The 16,193-nt window shown below is 30.2% G+C and carries 12 protein-coding genes; 2 read left to right on the forward strand and 10 right to left on the reverse strand.

What is annotated here, in order from left to right:
• Window positions 1–16: 16 nt before the first annotated feature.
• Window positions 17–928 (reverse strand): UDP-N-acetylmuramate dehydrogenase, encoded by a 912-nt coding sequence (gene murB, locus ACX6CF_RS23210; protein WP_458787762.1) that lies wholly within the window; start codon window positions 926–928, stop codon window positions 17–19.
• A 437-nt stretch (window positions 929–1,365) separates the two neighbouring features.
• Between murB and ACX6CF_RS23215 the strand changes: the two genes are divergently transcribed.
• On the forward strand, window positions 1,366–2,601 hold the full coding sequence (locus tag ACX6CF_RS23215; protein WP_458787763.1) for an MFS transporter: 1,236 nt from the start codon (window positions 1,366–1,368) through the stop codon (window positions 2,599–2,601).
• Between the two features lie 204 nt (window positions 2,602–2,805).
• Here the strand turns inward: ACX6CF_RS23215 and ACX6CF_RS23220 are convergent, their stop codons facing one another.
• The 8 genes from ACX6CF_RS23220 to ACX6CF_RS23255 all read right to left on the reverse strand — a co-directional run bounded on the left by ACX6CF_RS23220 (window position 2,806) and on the right by ACX6CF_RS23255 (window position 13,920).
• Window positions 2,806–4,032, reverse strand: a complete 1,227-nt coding sequence (locus tag ACX6CF_RS23220) for an extracellular solute-binding protein (RefSeq protein ID WP_458787764.1) — start codon at window positions 4,030–4,032, stop codon at window positions 2,806–2,808.
• 221 nt (window positions 4,033–4,253) lie between these two features.
• Window positions 4,254–6,275 (reverse strand): hypothetical protein, encoded by a 2,022-nt coding sequence (locus tag ACX6CF_RS23225; RefSeq protein ID WP_458787765.1) that lies wholly within the window; start codon window positions 6,273–6,275, stop codon window positions 4,254–4,256.
• Window positions 6,276–6,291: 16 nt separating this feature from the next.
• On the reverse strand, window positions 6,292–8,355 hold the full coding sequence (locus tag ACX6CF_RS23230) for an efflux RND transporter permease subunit (RefSeq protein WP_458787766.1): 2,064 nt from the start codon (window positions 8,353–8,355) through the stop codon (window positions 6,292–6,294).
• A gap of 46 nt (window positions 8,356–8,401) precedes the next feature.
• Window positions 8,402–8,992 carry a TetR/AcrR family transcriptional regulator gene (locus ACX6CF_RS23235; RefSeq protein WP_458787767.1) on the reverse strand — a complete coding sequence of 197 codons (591 nt, stop codon included), beginning with the start codon at window positions 8,990–8,992 and terminating at the stop codon, window positions 8,402–8,404.
• A 230-nt stretch (window positions 8,993–9,222) separates the two neighbouring features.
• Entirely contained in the window at window positions 9,223–10,260 is a 1,038-nt protein-coding gene (locus tag ACX6CF_RS23240) for a winged helix-turn-helix domain-containing protein (protein ID WP_458787768.1), read from the reverse strand.
• A gap of 12 nt (window positions 10,261–10,272) precedes the next feature.
• Window positions 10,273–11,562, reverse strand: coding sequence for an MFS transporter (locus ACX6CF_RS23245; RefSeq protein WP_458787769.1), 1,290 nt, complete (start codon window positions 11,560–11,562; stop codon window positions 10,273–10,275).
• Window positions 11,563–11,920: 358 nt separating this feature from the next.
• A complete protein-coding gene (locus ACX6CF_RS23250; protein ID WP_458787770.1) occupies window positions 11,921–12,835 on the reverse strand; it encodes a pseudouridine-5'-phosphate glycosidase in 915 nt (304 codons plus the stop codon).
• Entirely contained in the window at window positions 12,829–13,920 is a 1,092-nt protein-coding gene (locus ACX6CF_RS23255) for a carbohydrate kinase (protein ID WP_458787771.1), read from the reverse strand. The genes ACX6CF_RS23250 and ACX6CF_RS23255 overlap by 7 nt, the downstream gene beginning before the upstream one ends.
• 286 nt (window positions 13,921–14,206) lie before the next feature.
• Here ACX6CF_RS23255 and ACX6CF_RS23260 point away from each other — a divergent pair, with 286 nt between their 5' ends.
• The gene (locus ACX6CF_RS23260) at window positions 14,207–14,851 is read left to right on the forward strand and encodes a class I SAM-dependent methyltransferase (protein WP_458787772.1); all 645 of its coding nucleotides are present in this window, start codon (window positions 14,207–14,209) and stop codon (window positions 14,849–14,851) included.
• A 193-nt stretch (window positions 14,852–15,044) separates the two neighbouring features.
• On the opposite strand, the gene ACX6CF_RS23265 is transcribed toward ACX6CF_RS23260, so the two are convergent.
• Window positions 15,045–15,791 carry a nucleoside phosphorylase gene (locus ACX6CF_RS23265; protein ID WP_458787773.1) on the reverse strand — a complete coding sequence of 249 codons (747 nt, stop codon included), beginning with the start codon at window positions 15,789–15,791 and terminating at the stop codon, window positions 15,045–15,047.
• Window positions 15,792–16,193: the final 402 nt, after the last annotated feature.

Below are 16,193 nucleotides of genomic sequence, written 5' to 3' on the forward strand. Positions count from 1 at the left end.
ATCCTTTCTAGTTTTTTTATTCTCCAATTATTCTAACTTCTGTTTCTAAGTTAACATCATATTTATCTTTTACTGTATTTTTTACATAATCAATAAGATTAATGATATCATCCGCTGTAGCAGTACCTTTATTAATAATAAATCCACAGTGTTTCTCAGATACTTGGGCATTACCTATTTGATGACCTCTTAATCCACTATCCATAATAAGCTTGCCAGAATAATATCCTTCTGGTCTCTTGAAAGTACTACCTGCACTGGGATACTCCAAAGGCTGTTTTTCTTTACGCTTGCTATTAAGTTCTTCTATTAATCTTTTTATTTTTTCTTTATTGCCTTTTTTACATTTTAATACTGCATTTAACACAATATAATTGTTTTGCTGAATTATACTAGTTCTATATCCTAATTTTAATTCTTCATTAGATAATGTGATGATATCTCCTTTTTCATCAATTACATCAGCCGAAACAATTACTTTAGACATATCACCGCCATAGGCTCCTGCATTCATATATACAGCACCACCTAATGTACCAGGAATACCAGATGCGAATTCAAATCCTTCTAGACTTTCATTTGCAATTAATTTAGCTAATCTGGATAATAGGATACCCGCATCAGCAGTAATAGTATTATCTTCAATAGTAACATTATTGAAATTTTTGTATACTTGTATTATAGCGCCTCTAAAACCATTATCTTTTACAATTATATTACTTCCGTTACCAATTATATAGTAAGGTATGTTAAAAGTTTTACATGTCTTTATAGCATGAGATAGTTCATTTACATTACTTGGACTTATAAATAAATCAGCATTTCCTCCCACCCTAAAAGTGGTATGTTTTGCCATTCTTTCATCTTTACCAACATTTTCTTTTCTTATTTCCTTTGTTAATTCTTTGGTTATTCTATCTATCTCCATAAATACATCCTTTCATACTCTACTAATATCTACTAATATATTATGTAACCTACTTTAAAAGGTAATAGAATTCTAAAAATAATAACTTCTCTTATTATCAAATTGATATAAAATAAATTATATATGTCTTAATAACAATATTCTATAAGTAATTTTTTGCAATATCCTTATTATATCATATTTTTTTAATTTAGAGGTTAGAATATCTTAATGCTTTTACAACTATATATATTGAATTTTAACATCTGCACACCCAATTTCAATATGTTCAATATATTTCCCTTGGTTTTATAAGTTGAATATTACTAAATAATGCTGCCTCTATAGCAATTAATTAATTCAACTTATATATTTAACAATATTTTATCAAAAACATTACAATTTTATTGTATAATATATATATTGAACTTAAAATTAATACATTGGAGGATGAATTCATGGTTAAAGAAGCTACAGGAAAATTAAATTATAAGAAGACTTTCATTTTAGGTTTTGGTTTTTTTGCTATTAGTTTAGTATGGCCCCTTTATAACAATTATGTTCCATTATTTTTGAAAGAATTTTTTCCAAGTCAATTAGTTGTAAATAGTATCATGACCCTTGATAACATCTTAGCTATATTCTTAATACCATTTATTAGTGCCGTAAGCGATAACACCCACACAAGATTCGGTAGAAGAAAACCTTTTATAATGATTGGTCTTCCTATATCAGCGTTAATGTTTATTCTATTACCTATATTTTCAAATGATTTATTATTATTTATAATTATTATTACCATTCTTAATTTTTCAATGGCGATTTATAGAGGTCCAACTGTGGCATTGATGCCTGATATGATACCTTCACATCAAAGAAGTGAGGCTAATGCAGTTATTAATTTCATGGGAGGTTTAGCTGCCGTTTTCGTTTTGTATGGTGGTTCAAAGCTATATGAGATCAATAATCACCTACCCTTCACCGCTACTGGTATAGTTATGATTATTTCTTTATTCATTATAATATTTTTCATAAAAGAACCAAATACATACAGCACAGCAGAATCAGGTGAAAAAGTAAAAATAATGTCTACATTAAAAGATATCATCAGTAGTAAAGATAGCAAAACTTTCCATTTACTATTTGCCATCCTTTTTTGGTTTATTGGTTATCAAGGTATGGAAGCTACATTTAGTAACTATATAGTTCATTATGTAGGTTTACAAAAACATGAATCGGGAATTATTCTCAGTGCTTTTGCAGCCGCTTTTCTGATTTTTGCAATTCCTGCTGGATTTATAGGGAAAAAAATGGGTAAAAGGAAAGCTATTCTTATTGGTTTAACTATTGATATTTTCATCTTTATTATCATTGGATTAATGGGTCCTGTTGGTATCATACCTTTTAATAAATATGCTATGATAACATTGTTAGCAATAGCTGGTATATTCTGGTCACTGATTAACATAAATTCTTATCCTTACATAGTTGAAGGTGTTGATGAAACGAAAGTTGGTACTTATACTGGATTTTATTATTTTTCTTCTTCGGTAGCTGCTATAACGGGCCCATTGATATTCGGGCTTTTTGTTGATATTATTGGTTTTAATGTTTTATTTTTCTTGACAGCTATATCATTTGTTGTAGCGTTGTTGTTTATGTATACTATAGTACAGACCAAAAAGGTTGAGTAGGATCTAACTTATGTGTTAAGGAATGGACAACGGTAGTATCATAAAACATATATAGTGATAATCACTCTCGTTACATTTGTTGTTTTATCTGTTTTGAAGAAAACAAACTGTAAAAATCGTTCTTATCACTATATATGTTTATTTTGCCACTCTTTCGGTTAGTAACTATAGTAATAGTATTAATAATATTGCATAATATACAAATTATTGTTTTGAGATTATTTTATTGTCTAATATGAGTTTTTCTAATTCTTCAATGGTTATACCTATATCTTGTGCTCCTGATAAGTATTTGTGTACATTTATCTGTATAGCATCTGATACTGTTGTATATTTATCAGAGATAGGTCGTACTATTGATGAGGCTAATGCATTCTTGAACCCTTGTGAATTTAGCAATTCATTGGAGTCTATTATATCAGCATCTGTCAATAATTTATTGTATCCTGGTATATGTTTACCCTCAATAACTATATTTTTTTGACCTTCTTCACTAGAAATATATCTAACAAATTCCCAAGCTCCATCTTTGTTTGATGAGTTTTTATTTATCCCTAAAACATAACCTCCTATTACACCTCCATTAGGTAAAGGTGCAATTCCAATCTGTTCTTTTTCTAATTTGGATTCAAGCTGCTCATTGTTGACTAAGTTAGATTGATATGGCCAATTTCTTGAAAAAACAGTTTTACCTTCTATAAAAGCATCATTAGTATCATTTTCATTGTAGTATAATATATCGCTAGGAGTATAATCAGCATCAACAAACATTTTCATTGTTTCCAATCCTCTTTTTATGGTATGAAATGAATTAGTGAATTCTGTTACATTTATAGTTAATCCTTCGTATACACTGGATTGAAAAACGAATCCTGTTTCTGTGTTTCCTTGTCCTTTATATTTTTCAGCTAATTTTGACAAGTCTCCATAAGTATAATTGCCACTTTCTAATACTTTTGCTTCTGTTTCTTCTACTATATCTTTTCTGTAGTATAATAATCCTAAGTCTAGATAGAAAGGTAACGTATATTGCTGTCCTTCATGATTACCCGCCTTCATAGCTCCTTCGTTGAAATCTGTTTTCTTATATCCTTTTTCCTGCATTCTTACATCAATAGGTTCTAAGTAACCTCCTCCTGCAAATTCTCCAGCCCATGTAACGTCCATAGATATAACATCCAATTCAGCAGAACCTTGTGATATGGACTCTTTAATTTCATCATGGATATCGGTATCGTTACCTTCTAGTTCTATTAATTGAATTTCATAAGTTTCTTGTGATTGGTTGAATTGGTCTATTACAGCTTTTGTTTCACCATAATAATCAGCAGTTGCGCCAAATCTAACTACTTTTTTCTTAGCCTGCTCACATCCTCCTATAGATGCTATTATTAATGTAGTAATTAATAGTGTAGTAATTAATTTCTTCATTATCAAGTCTCCTTGTTGAATTTTAGGTTTAATTCTCAGTATTATCATTCATATACTTTTTATTTACATAATTGAATATAATTATTCTTGTTATTTAAAATCAGAATACACCAAAAGTACTGTTCATGATTAAGCAATAAAATAAAAGGCAATCTAATTCTTGAATAATTACTCCAAGAAATCAGATTACCTTTTATTATTTGTTATAACTTATATATAATTTATTTGCCGAATAATCCTTTAATCCAGTTAATAAATCCTTTCTTTTCCTTGCTTTTTGTTTCTGTACTAGCAACTACTTCTTTGACGTTCTTTATTTCTTCAGTTTTCATAATGAATTTAACTGAACCTTCCATATCTTTTCCAATTCCGGAAAAGCTGTTGTATTCGTCAGCCAACTTGATTAGTTCATCTTTTACAAGAAGTAGATCATCCAATGAATCTGTTTTTTCTGTTAAGACACTGCTTAATTTTTTAATACCTTCTTGATGAAATTTATTCATATTGACATTAAGTTCTTTTGCACCATTTTTTAATTTGTTTCCACCATCTACTAATTGATTAGTTGCTGATAATATTCCTTTATTTCCTGTTTCTAATTTGTCTTTTCCTGCTACGACAGCCTTAGAACCTTCTGATAGTTTTCCTAATCCATCACTTACACCTTGTGATCCAGCTACTAATTCAGTAGAGCCACCCACTATTTTCTTAGCTCCACCATCTAATTGAGTAGCCGATTGTACTAACTTATCAGCACCATCTACAAGACCTTTACTACCTGCTTGTAATAATCCCGCTGTTTCTTTAATAGTTTCTGTACCTTTGTTAAGTTCACCTAATCCAGCAGTTAATTTTTGTTGACCTTTCTTGAAATTATTCAATTCACTTGTCATATTAGTAGAACCATCTTCAACAGCCTTCAGACCAGCTTCAATCTGTTTTAGAGTTGCTAACATAGGACTTTTAGGGTCTTGTTGTTTTACTGCTGCAATTAAACCTTGAACACCTTTTAAGCTTGCGGTTACACCTGTAGTTATTTGGTTTTCACCTGCTATCAATTTGTCTGTTCCACTTGTTAAAGTTTTTGCTCCTGTTTCTAATTCTTTTGTACTGCTAGTTAGTTTTCCTAATCCATCAGAAAGCTTACTGGCTCCATTAGCAAATTCTCCTGCTTTTTCGGCAAAATTCTTTGATCCTGCTCCAAATGCATTAGCACCTTTTCCAAATTCGCCTGCACTATTTACAAATAGTTTAATACCATCAGCTACTTTAGTTGCACCTTCATAAGCTGAATCAATTCCTATTTTTAATTGACCCACTCCATCAATTAATGCTGTGCTACCTTGACCTAATTCTACTACACCAGCTCTAAATTTCACTAAATTATCAGCAAGTGCTGTTTGTCCATCTGATAAAGTTTTGGTTCCATCTCTTAATTGACTAGAAGCTGATTCCAATTCATTGGCGGAGTCAATCATTTCACTTATACTTCCTAAGTCACCTTGCTCATCAATTTCAGGTAATTCACATGTTGCCACTGACATGATAGGTCCTAATTCAAATTCTTTTGCGTCTGCTTCTATTACTAATTTTTCAGGTATATTAATATCTGCTGAATCATCAGGTATCAATTCGTTCAAACCTGGCACTGATACGTAAGTTATAATTTGATTATTACCTTCAGTTAATATTTTACCTGAATTGATTTTTACATTACTAAAAATATCATCTGGTAACATCACTACAGAAGCCACCATAAAAGGAGTATAGATATCTTTAGTTTCATTATTTATAACTGTTTGATGTTTTTCTTTATTTATCATTTCTAGTTCTATTTTGATTTTACCTGTCTTACCTGATAATTCTGATGGTTCTATTTTGCTACCATCTAAATAATAGTTTACTTTTATCTCTACTGGAATCTCTTTGTCTGTGTTACCTTGGTAAAATAAATCCTTTCCTTCTAGTTCCCATACTATATTTTCTCCATCTATACTAGGCTTTTCTTCACCTTTAACATTTTTTATCTCCGTTAGAGAAGAACTATCAATAATCTTTTGCCCCTCTACATCTGAATGTATCTGGTCACTTACTATTATTTTTTCAACTTCTCCTGTTGAGGATAAATTAACATATACAGTTTCATCTTTTGTGATTGTATTATCAGCAGCCAAAGATAAGGTACTAGTTGTCATTAGTAAAACCGTTGCTAAACTACATATCTTTTTCATTCTTTTTTTCATACTATATCATCCTTTCTTAATTTCTGCGCCATTTTCTACTAGTTTTTGAAACGAATCCTTCAAATAAGAGGAGAAGTGCTGGTAACATGAATATAATGATGAACATACTAATTATTGCACCTCTTGAAATCATTCCTGTTAAACTTTTTATCATTTCCATATCCGCAATGAATCCAACTCCAACTGTTGCACCAAAGAATGTTAAGGCACTAGTTACTATTGATCTAACTGAACCTAGAAGACTTAGTCTCATAGCTTCAAATTTATCATGTCCATGTCGTATTTCTTCTCTGAATCTAGTAGTTAATAATATTGCGTAATCTACAGTTGCTCCTAATTGAATGGTTCCAATTACGATTGAGGATACAAACGGGATAGTCGTATTAGTAAAGTAAGGAATCCCCATGTTAATAAATATAGCAAGTTCAATAGTTCCCACTAGAATAATAGGAATTGATATAGAACCAAATACCAATAGTATAATTGCAAATACTGCTACAATCGATGCTATACTTACATTCTTGAAATCTACATCTGCTAACTCAACCAAATCTTTTGTCAATGCACCTTCACCTGTAACCATACCATTTTCATCATATTTTTTAACAATATCATTCATATCTTGTAATTGTCTGTTTTGTTCATCTGTAGCAGCTTTGAAACTGGAATTAACTAATAAGAGTTTGTAACCATCTTTTTCAAGTATATCAGTTAATTTATCAGGGACATATTCGTATGGTATTGCTGGACCTACTAATTTGTCATATCCAATTACTGACCTAACTCCTGGTAATTGCTCAATTTCACCAATCATTTCTTTTGCTTTATATGATGGAGTCTCTGAATCCAAAACAATCATATGAGTTGTTGTCATATCATAACCTGTTTTCAGCTTATCAAGTGCTACTATGGAATCAAGATTTCTTGGTAATGATTCATCTAAATTATAATATACTTCCGTATTAGCTTTACCGTATATAAAAGGTATGAATAATAGGATAAACAATACTACCAATTTTTTATAGTGTTTTATTACAAAATTAGCTGTACCATTAAATGATGGTAATACTGTACCATGATTGAATCTGTGTATTACTTTATTAAATGTCAGTATAAGTGCTGGCAGAATAGTTATAGTACACAATACACCTATTAATACTCCTTTAGCCATTACAAAACCTATATCTTTACCTAACCCTAATTTCATAACTGCCAAAGCTAAGAAACCTGCTATTGTAGTTAATGAACTACCAGCAATTGATGTTGCTGTCTTTGTTATTGCAACAGCCATTGCTTCTTCTTTATTGCTATTAATCTTCAGCTCATCTTCATATCTATGTAATAAGAAGATTGAGAAGTCCATGGTAACCCCCAATTGCAGCACCGCGGCCAATGACTTGGTTATATATGATATTTCTCCTAAGAAAATGTTAGTTCCAAAGTTATATAATATAGCCATACCTATCGCTGCTAAAAAGATTAATGGAACAATTGTTGATTCTAATGTCAATGCTAAAACAATTGTAGCTAAAACAACTGCTAATAAAACATATACAGGTGTTTCTTTATCCGCTAATTTAATTGTATCTCTAAGTATTGCTGACATACCACTTAAGAAACATTGTTTGTTCATTATTCCTCTAATGTCTTCTATGGCTGTCTGAGTTTCATCAGATGCAGCTTCATGAGTAAACTCTATCATCATTAAAGTAGAGTTTTCACTATAAAATATATCTTTTATATTATTTGGTAGAAATTCTTTAGGTATAGTGATATCTACTACATCACTAATCCATAGTGTTTTTTCAACACCTTCTACTTGATTTATTTTTTCTTTGAGTTCCATTACATCTTTTGATTCCATATCTTCAATAATGAGTAACCCTGTTGCTGCTTTATGAAATACTTTGTCTACTACTTCCTGACCTTTCATAGAATCAAGTTCTTCAGGTAAATATGTCAGTAAATCATAATTTACTCTTGTATTGGTCATACCATAAAGTGATGGTATCATTAACAAGATACCTATTAGTAAAACTATTTTTCTATGTTTTACAATCATTCTTGCAAACTTTTTCATGTTATCCTCCCTTTCTGCAATCATTAGTCATTTCATAAGTCTACTACTATTCAAGCATTTTCCTTATTACATTAAAAAGAATTGGCTTCATCTCATCTATGCTTGCTGGTTCTTTTAGAATGATTGAACTATAGCAAGTTGAACCAACTAATTCAATAATAAGGAATAATGTTTTATCCACATCTTCAACTGGAATGTTATGGTCTTTTAACTTATCTAAAAATGTATTGTATATTTCATCCATATCATTACTTATTTCGGGATCACTTAATGCCTTTCTATACAATCCCCAAGATAAGTTTTTGTAGATCAGACTTAGAAGAATAATATTATCCTTGAGGTATTCTATTGTATAATTAGTAAAGAATATAATCGCTTCAATAAAGTTTTCATGCTCTTTATCCATAGTCTCTTGAAACGCTTCTTTTATGATAACTGAACTTTTCTTTAAAATAATATTATCAAGTATTTGATTTTTATCTCTGAAGTAGAGGTAAAAAGTACCTTTAGCCACACCTGCCTTTTTTACAATATCGTTTATTGCAGTTTTGTCAAAACCTTTAGTTGTAAACAATTCATATGCAGAACTAAAGATAGCGTTTTTCTTTTGCTTTTTATTCTCTATAATCTTACTCATAGCACACCTTCAATCCATATTGACCAACGGTCATTTTTAAATCCATGCTTATTATATTCGTAAAATGACCAATGGTCAATATTAAATTTTTATAAAAAAAAGCTATGAATTTTAATTTTCATAGCTATAATTACCAAATAAAATTTATTATTAACTAGTTAACTTGAATTATATCATAATCTTAGATAAAAAACATGCTGTATTTTTGTTTGCGTGAGAAATTCATAACCTTATTCTTCTTCATCAATAATATCGAATAACATATTATTCATTATCTTAATAAACTTATTTTTATTCAATTTATAATATAATCTTTTGTTTTTCCCTGTTTCAACATCAAATATACCTAAAGTACTCATTTTTTTTATATGATAACTCATAGTTGCAGTAGTAATACCTAGATGGTCTGCTAATTCTTTACTGTACCATGACCTTTTCCCTAACAGATTTATTATTTCAAAACGATTATCATCATTTAATAATTTTATCAACTCTCGATATTCCATCTTCTTCATATTATCATCATATTTTTGTTCCAACCCATAACCATAAGTAATAGTATAGACTCCATCTTCAGTATATCTAAGCCCACAGCCTATTTCACTAAAGTAACATATATAAAACTCTACTTCATTATCTATGACTAAATCTTTATCTATCAACATAACCATATTATCAAAGAATTTATCATAGTCTTCTTTTATTAATAACCTATGTTCGCTCAGTTTCCTACTCATGAAATCTTCAACTTCTTGTTCAATAGATACAAAAAATTTATTATAATATTCTCTTAAAGTTATGACTAATCTTTCTTTCATTTCGTTTGGATATTTAAAGTAATCCATGTATATCTCTACTTTATCAAAATCCATCATATCATTTTTCAAACCATCTTCTATAGATTTTTTGAGTTGTTTTTCACTACCTTCCTCTGGAATATCAAGTTCTAGTTTTTCTATAATAGTATTAACTAGATCTTCTCCAGACATCTCATCCATATTATCAAGCAGTATACCAACATCGTTGATATCTTCATCGATTGCATAAAAAATGATAGCAAATAACCCTTTACAAAACTTGCCACAATAGTACTCCATATCTCTTTTTAATATAGGATCCATATTGTCTTGAACATTCTTAACATACTTAGAAATATCATTATTGAGTTTAAATCTTTTTGCATAATCTGGCCACTCATTAGCATCAATTATTCTAATAATAGATTGCATAAAATCTATCACAATATTATAATTTATATCAGGTATCATTATATCACTCCATCAACTTTCTACCTCAACAACTTTCATAGTGTCTGTAACAATAATTGATTCATCACTATCAATTATTTTATTCATTTTCTTAATCATGTAGATTGCAATTAAGAATATACCTACCCCTGCATATATCATTATAATATATGTTGGTATTAAATCAAGTAGAAATCCGTGTAATAAGTAACCTAGAGGTGAAATCGCCATACAAAGTGTTCCATTCAATCCCATGACTCTCCCTCTATATTCATCGTCTGTATTCTTTTGTATATAAACAGCCATAGGAATATTTATAAGTACAAGAATACATCCCATAAGGAAAAAAAGAATACTATAGTATATAGCGATAAAATTGTTAATGTCAAGTAATCCAGTAGCTATTAATGGAACACTGAAAAGTATATTTATAATACCCAAACCTATTACAAAAATACCCATTTTCAATGGCTTCAACACCCCTAATTTATTAGCGAATGTAATTGAAACAAATAAGGATCCTATTGCAAGCGCAGCTTCAATTATACCATATACCTCATCTGACATATTGAATTGAACAACTACTATATGTGGTATAGCTACATTTATAGCTGTAAACAAGAAATTGATGAAAACAGCAACAGATATAACACTAAATATCAATTTTTTAGTTTTAATATAAGCAAATCCTTCTTTTATATTAGCAAAAAAGTCTACTTCTTTTATAACCAATCTTTCTACGCTTTTTTCTACTTTCCAGTAGAAATCAATAAAGTACTCTGAAAAAGTTGATAATATAAATGATACACCATTAAATATTATAAACATTGTTGGAGGTACTAATGCATAAACAATTCCACCTATAATTGGCGCCATTACACCTGTTAGACTGTTCATAGCTTGGTTATATGAATTGACTTTACTTAAACTAGATTCATCTACCAAGTTAGGTAAAGCCGCATCAAAAGCCGTTGCAAATAATGCATTGCACATTGAAAGTAACACTGTTGACATATATATTATCCACAATTGCAATCCAAATACCTGACTCAATCCAAAAGCAACAAACATTATGACACCACTAAAGAAATCTGCTAATAGAACCATCTTCTTTCTATCAACTCTATCAGCTATAACACCTCCAAGAGGTCCAAAAATTAAAGCTGGTATTGTTGCCAGTAAAATACTTATGGAAAAGTTAAGAGCAGAACCTGTTATTTTTAATATGTACAGCCCCATAGCAAATCCATAAATACGTGTTCCAAATAAAGATACTAGTTTCCCTAACAAAAATAGAATTGTGTTTTTCTTAGTCTTATTCATATTCAATTTATCCTCCATGCTTAATTTTTTAAGTTTATTTATTTTAGGTATATTATATAAACATCTAATATATTATATATTATATTAACATCTTACATATTTGTCAATGAAATTATTAAAATTTTTATATTTATAAATTGAACATGGTCAAATACCTACTAAACAAGGCTATATACAGCTTCTATAGTTATTTAAAATATGTGTATCTGTATTCAAACGCAATGTTATATGTTCATCTAATATATCTACATCACTAAAAAGCAATAATAAAACGCTTACATTAAGTAGAATCACTTTTTGTAAACGTTTCATATCTAGTCATAAGATTGATCATCATATAATATAGTTCTTATTTTCATTAATGTAATGCACATAATTCCTTAGCAATCTTAGCTGCTACTCTTGCATTATTATACACTAACTTCTTATTAGAATATAAACTTTTTCCTTCTGTTATGTGATGTATTTCAGCTAATATGAATGGTGTGATATTCTTACCCTTGATACCTTTTTTCTTTGCATCTTGTACAGCTTCATCAATAGCATTATTTATATACTCATAATCCATTTCGTATTCTTCTGGTATTGGATTCCCTATTACCATACCACCTTTTATATTTAGATCTTCTTTAGCCTTTATTGCTTTTGCTATTATTTCAGGTGAATCCACATTATAATCTACACCAAATCCACTTTTCCTAGTATAAAAAGCTGGAAAATCATCTGTTTTATAACCAATAATTGGAACTCCTTGAGTTTCTAAGTATTCCAATGTCAGACCTATATCTAATATAGATTTTACTCCTGCACTCACGACTGCTACATTAGTGTTAGCAAGCTCCATTAAATCAGCAGATATATCAAATGTCTGTTGAGCATTCCTGTGAACCCCTCCAATACCTCCTGTTGCAAATACCTTAATACCAGCTAAATTAGCTATTAGCATTGTAGTTGCAACAGTTGTCGCTCCATCTAATTTATTGGCTATCAACATGGGCACATCTCTTCTGCTGGCTTTTCTTATTCCTTTGTTTTCACCTAAGTAATTCAGTTCTTCATCTGTTAATCCAACTTTCATCCTTCCCTCAATGATGGCTATAGTAGCAGGTACTCCTCCCTCTTTTCTAATTTCGCTCTCACATTTTTTGGCACTTTCTATGTTCTCTGGATATGACATCCCATGAGAAATAATTGTTGATTCAAGTGCTACAACAGGTTTGTTTTCCTCCAAAGCTTTTTTTACTTCTGGCTTGATATCCATATAATCTAACATTCTATCTCCTCCAATATATTATTTATACTTTCTATACTCATATTAGGATTAACGGTTTCATGGTTTTTTAGGGCTATTATCGCAGCCGCTGTAGAGAATTTTGCTATCTCATCAATATCCTTTTCATATAAATTTCCATATACAATTCCTGCCATAAATGCATCACCTGCTCCTGTAGCATTTGTCACTTTAATCTTTGATGGTTTATAAACATTAGCATAATTACTTTCTCCATAGTATACCCCGTCTTTACCTAACGTTATAAATACTCTTTTAACACCTTTATTGATAAAATAATTTACAGCTTTCTTAAGTCCATGTGTATCTTCGATATTGATACCAGAAAGATATTCAGCTTCATGTTTATTAAGTTTTATTGTATGGAAACCACCGATTATATCTTTTACTCTTCTTGATTTTTTTATGGAGACAGGGTCTAATAATATTTTTTTATCCTTGAAATTGGTTAATATGTATTCTATGACCTGTCTTGATAAACAGGTATCTACTACTATTACTTCTGAATTCTTAAGTATATGATATTTACTTTTAATAAATTCTGGTGTCATTCTATCAACGATGCTCATATCTGATAAAGCTATTGCCATATCACTATTTTCATCCATGATAGCAAGGTAAATTGAGGCATTCATATCAGGTAATACTAGAGAGTGTTCCATGTCAATACCCATTTGAGTACATTCTTCCATAAGTCTTTTACCATTAATATCCCCTCCAGTAACTGAGATAAGTTTTGTATCAATTCCCAATCTAGCCAAGTTCTCAGAGATATTTCTCCCCACTCCACCAAGACATATTTTGACTAATCCAGGGTTAGAATCTCTCTCAATAAGTTTTTCTTCTGTGAATCCATGAATATCAATATTAGCAGCTCCAATTACTGTTACATAATCGGATTTATTCATGACATATCCTCTCCCTTTGATATAACCTTTTTTTATTAGATTGGTAATATGAACCCCGACTGACGAACGAGTGATGTTTAGTCTTTCCCCTATTTCTTTTTGTGAAGTAAGTGGATTTTTTTTAATTAATTCTAATATTTCTTTTTCACGTCCAGTCATAATTCCTCCTTAATATCAGCTTATGTTGTAAGCTTATGCTTATTAGTTATATATTACCACTTTGTAGTTGATTTAAAAATATAATTTCAGTTATTTTTTGTTAATTTTAATATATTAAACTATTCAATTATTTTTCTAAAGCAATATATCAATAATTCTTTATTATTTTTATTTGTTCACACAATATATGTTGGTTCATTATTAAAATTATTAGAATATATTTTTTCCACTTTCAAATAATATACATATATGATAAAATATCCAAAAGAAAAAGGAGATTAACTAAATGGACTATAATTACCAAAAATCTTACTGGAATAAGATGGCAGATAGTAAAAGCTTTACTACTCCATTTCAATTTAGTGTTTTTTCTAAATATATATCTAAAGATGATATGATTTTAGATATAGGCTGTGGTTACGGAAGGACTCTGCATCAATTATACGAAAAAGGATATAACAAATTATATGGGATTGATTTTTCTAAGAACATGATTGATAGAGGGAAACTTCAATTTTCACATCTCAATCTAGAATGTACCGATAGTAAATCTTTAGAATATGAAGATAATTCTTTTGATGCAGTTATTATCCTCGCTGTTTTAACAAGCATTATAAGTAATGATGACCAGCTTGCATTGATATCTGAAATTAGAAGGGTTCTAAAGCCTAAAGGGATAATATATATAAATGATTTCTTGATTAATTCTGATGAAAGGAATGTTAAGAGATATAATGTTTTTCATAATATGTTTAATAAATATGGTGTGTTTGAATTACCTGAGGGTGCTATTATGAGGCATCATACAGTGGAATGGATTAAGGAGTTAGTTAGTTGCTTTGATGAAATTGAGTTTGAAGAGATGTCTTATACTACTATGAATGGTAATACTTCCAGGGGATTTTATTATTTGGGAAGGAAAGAAGTGTAAGATATAGTTAGTTTTTAAGTTGTAAACGTGAATTAATTGATTGAGGTTATAGGGTTCGTTTTACTTGCCTTACTCCTGAAGGATCGGTCTGCGTAAAACGAACCCTATAACCTCTTCTCTTATGGCTACGTTCTTATGAAAGTTGGTGATTTAAATTGAATGTAATTTCTTAGCTATGCTTATTAGTTCTTTGTTAATTATTAATTAGCTCACAATATAAGTTGTAAAATGATTCAAGGGCTAGGATTATTTCTTTCTTTTCGCCTTCTGTGGCTTTTGTTTCATCGTCTACATAATCGTTAATAGCGTCTTTTACATCTGCTTCATATCTTACAACGTTATTAAGTATACTAGCTACGTGTACTTGTCTGAGAGAACCTACGGTATAGATAGCGGAGGTTTCCATATCTGAACCTAGTACGTTTTTAGAATTCCAATGTTTCATTATTTCACGTTCATTATCAATATAAAATGAGTCATGGCTTCTTGTAATACCCATAAAGATATTGTAACCTAATTTTACACTAGTATCATATATAACTCTCATAAGATTGAAGCTTGCTACGGCAGGATAGTTATCGCTTACGTACATTCGTGAAGCTCCCTCTTCTCTTACTGTACCTGTAGGTATAATCAAATCTCCAATATCAATTATGGAGTTACATGCGCCTGCACTGCCTATACGAATAAAATATTTTCCACCACAAGCTATTAATTCTTCTAAGGCAATAGTTGCTGAAGCACCACCTATACCAGTTGATGTTACTGTGATTGGCATTTCTTTATATGTCCCTTTAATTGTTCTAAACTCACGATTGTAAGCAACTTCTTCCCAAGTATCTAAAAATCCTGCAACTCGTAGTACACGTTCTGGGTCTCCAGGCAATATAACCATTTTTTCAATGTCATTATCACTGCATAGTATGTGTGGCTGTTTCATATAACTCCTCCTTCGTAAAAATATTAATTAGTCTTATTATAACACTAGTGGAAGGAGTTTTTAACATATTTTTACTTTTTTTATTTTGTTATAGCTTAAATATATTCGTACAAAATTGAAGGGGTAATTGATAAGCGTATAATTGCGTACTACCGTAAATACCATATCTCTAATCTTTCCTTACGGCTAGTGGCTTTGGTAAGGTATTCTAGGTGTTANNTAACACCTAGAATACCTTACCTTTTTATCCCCATTGAAAGATTAAAGATATGGCATTTACTAGGCTCTCGGTTATATTTACAAAAGTACCTTGCCACTGTTATATTTCCTATTACCATTTTACTTGATTAATCTAGCCACAAGCTTCACAGAACAAGCCAAGTAGATGGGGGATGGGTGCAA

Source organism: Vallitalea sediminicola (genome assembly GCF_054408565.1).

Excerpts from the sequence above, each read along its gene's own strand:
- murB (WP_458787762.1), bottom strand. The coding sequence starts at position 928 with ATGGAGATAGATAGAATAACCAAAGAATTAACAAAGGAAATAAGAAAA.
- ACX6CF_RS23215 (WP_458787763.1), top strand. The coding sequence starts at position 1,366 with ATGGTTAAAGAAGCTACAGGAAAATTAAATTATAAGAAGACTTTCATT.
- ACX6CF_RS23220 (WP_458787764.1), bottom strand. The coding sequence starts at position 4,032 with ATGAAGAAATTAATTACTACACTATTAATTACTACATTAATAATAGCA.
- ACX6CF_RS23225 (WP_458787765.1), bottom strand. The coding sequence starts at position 6,275 with ATGAAAAAAAGAATGAAAAAGATATGTAGTTTAGCAACGGTTTTACTA.
- ACX6CF_RS23230 (WP_458787766.1), bottom strand. The coding sequence starts at position 8,355 with ATGAAAAAGTTTGCAAGAATGATTGTAAAACATAGAAAAATAGTTTTA.
- ACX6CF_RS23235 (WP_458787767.1), bottom strand. The coding sequence starts at position 8,992 with ATGAGTAAGATTATAGAGAATAAAAAGCAAAAGAAAAACGCTATCTTT.
- ACX6CF_RS23240 (WP_458787768.1), bottom strand. The coding sequence starts at position 10,260 with ATGATACCTGATATAAATTATAATATTGTGATAGATTTTATGCAATCT.
- ACX6CF_RS23245 (WP_458787769.1), bottom strand. The coding sequence starts at position 11,562 with ATGAATAAGACTAAGAAAAACACAATTCTATTTTTGTTAGGGAAACTA.
- ACX6CF_RS23250 (WP_458787770.1), bottom strand. The coding sequence starts at position 12,835 with ATGTTAGATTATATGGATATCAAGCCAGAAGTAAAAAAAGCTTTGGAG.
- ACX6CF_RS23255 (WP_458787771.1), bottom strand. The coding sequence starts at position 13,920 with ATGACTGGACGTGAAAAAGAAATATTAGAATTAATTAAAAAAAATCCA.
- ACX6CF_RS23260 (WP_458787772.1), top strand. The coding sequence starts at position 14,207 with ATGGACTATAATTACCAAAAATCTTACTGGAATAAGATGGCAGATAGT.
- ACX6CF_RS23265 (WP_458787773.1), bottom strand. The coding sequence starts at position 15,791 with ATGAAACAGCCACACATACTATGCAGTGATAATGACATTGAAAAAATG.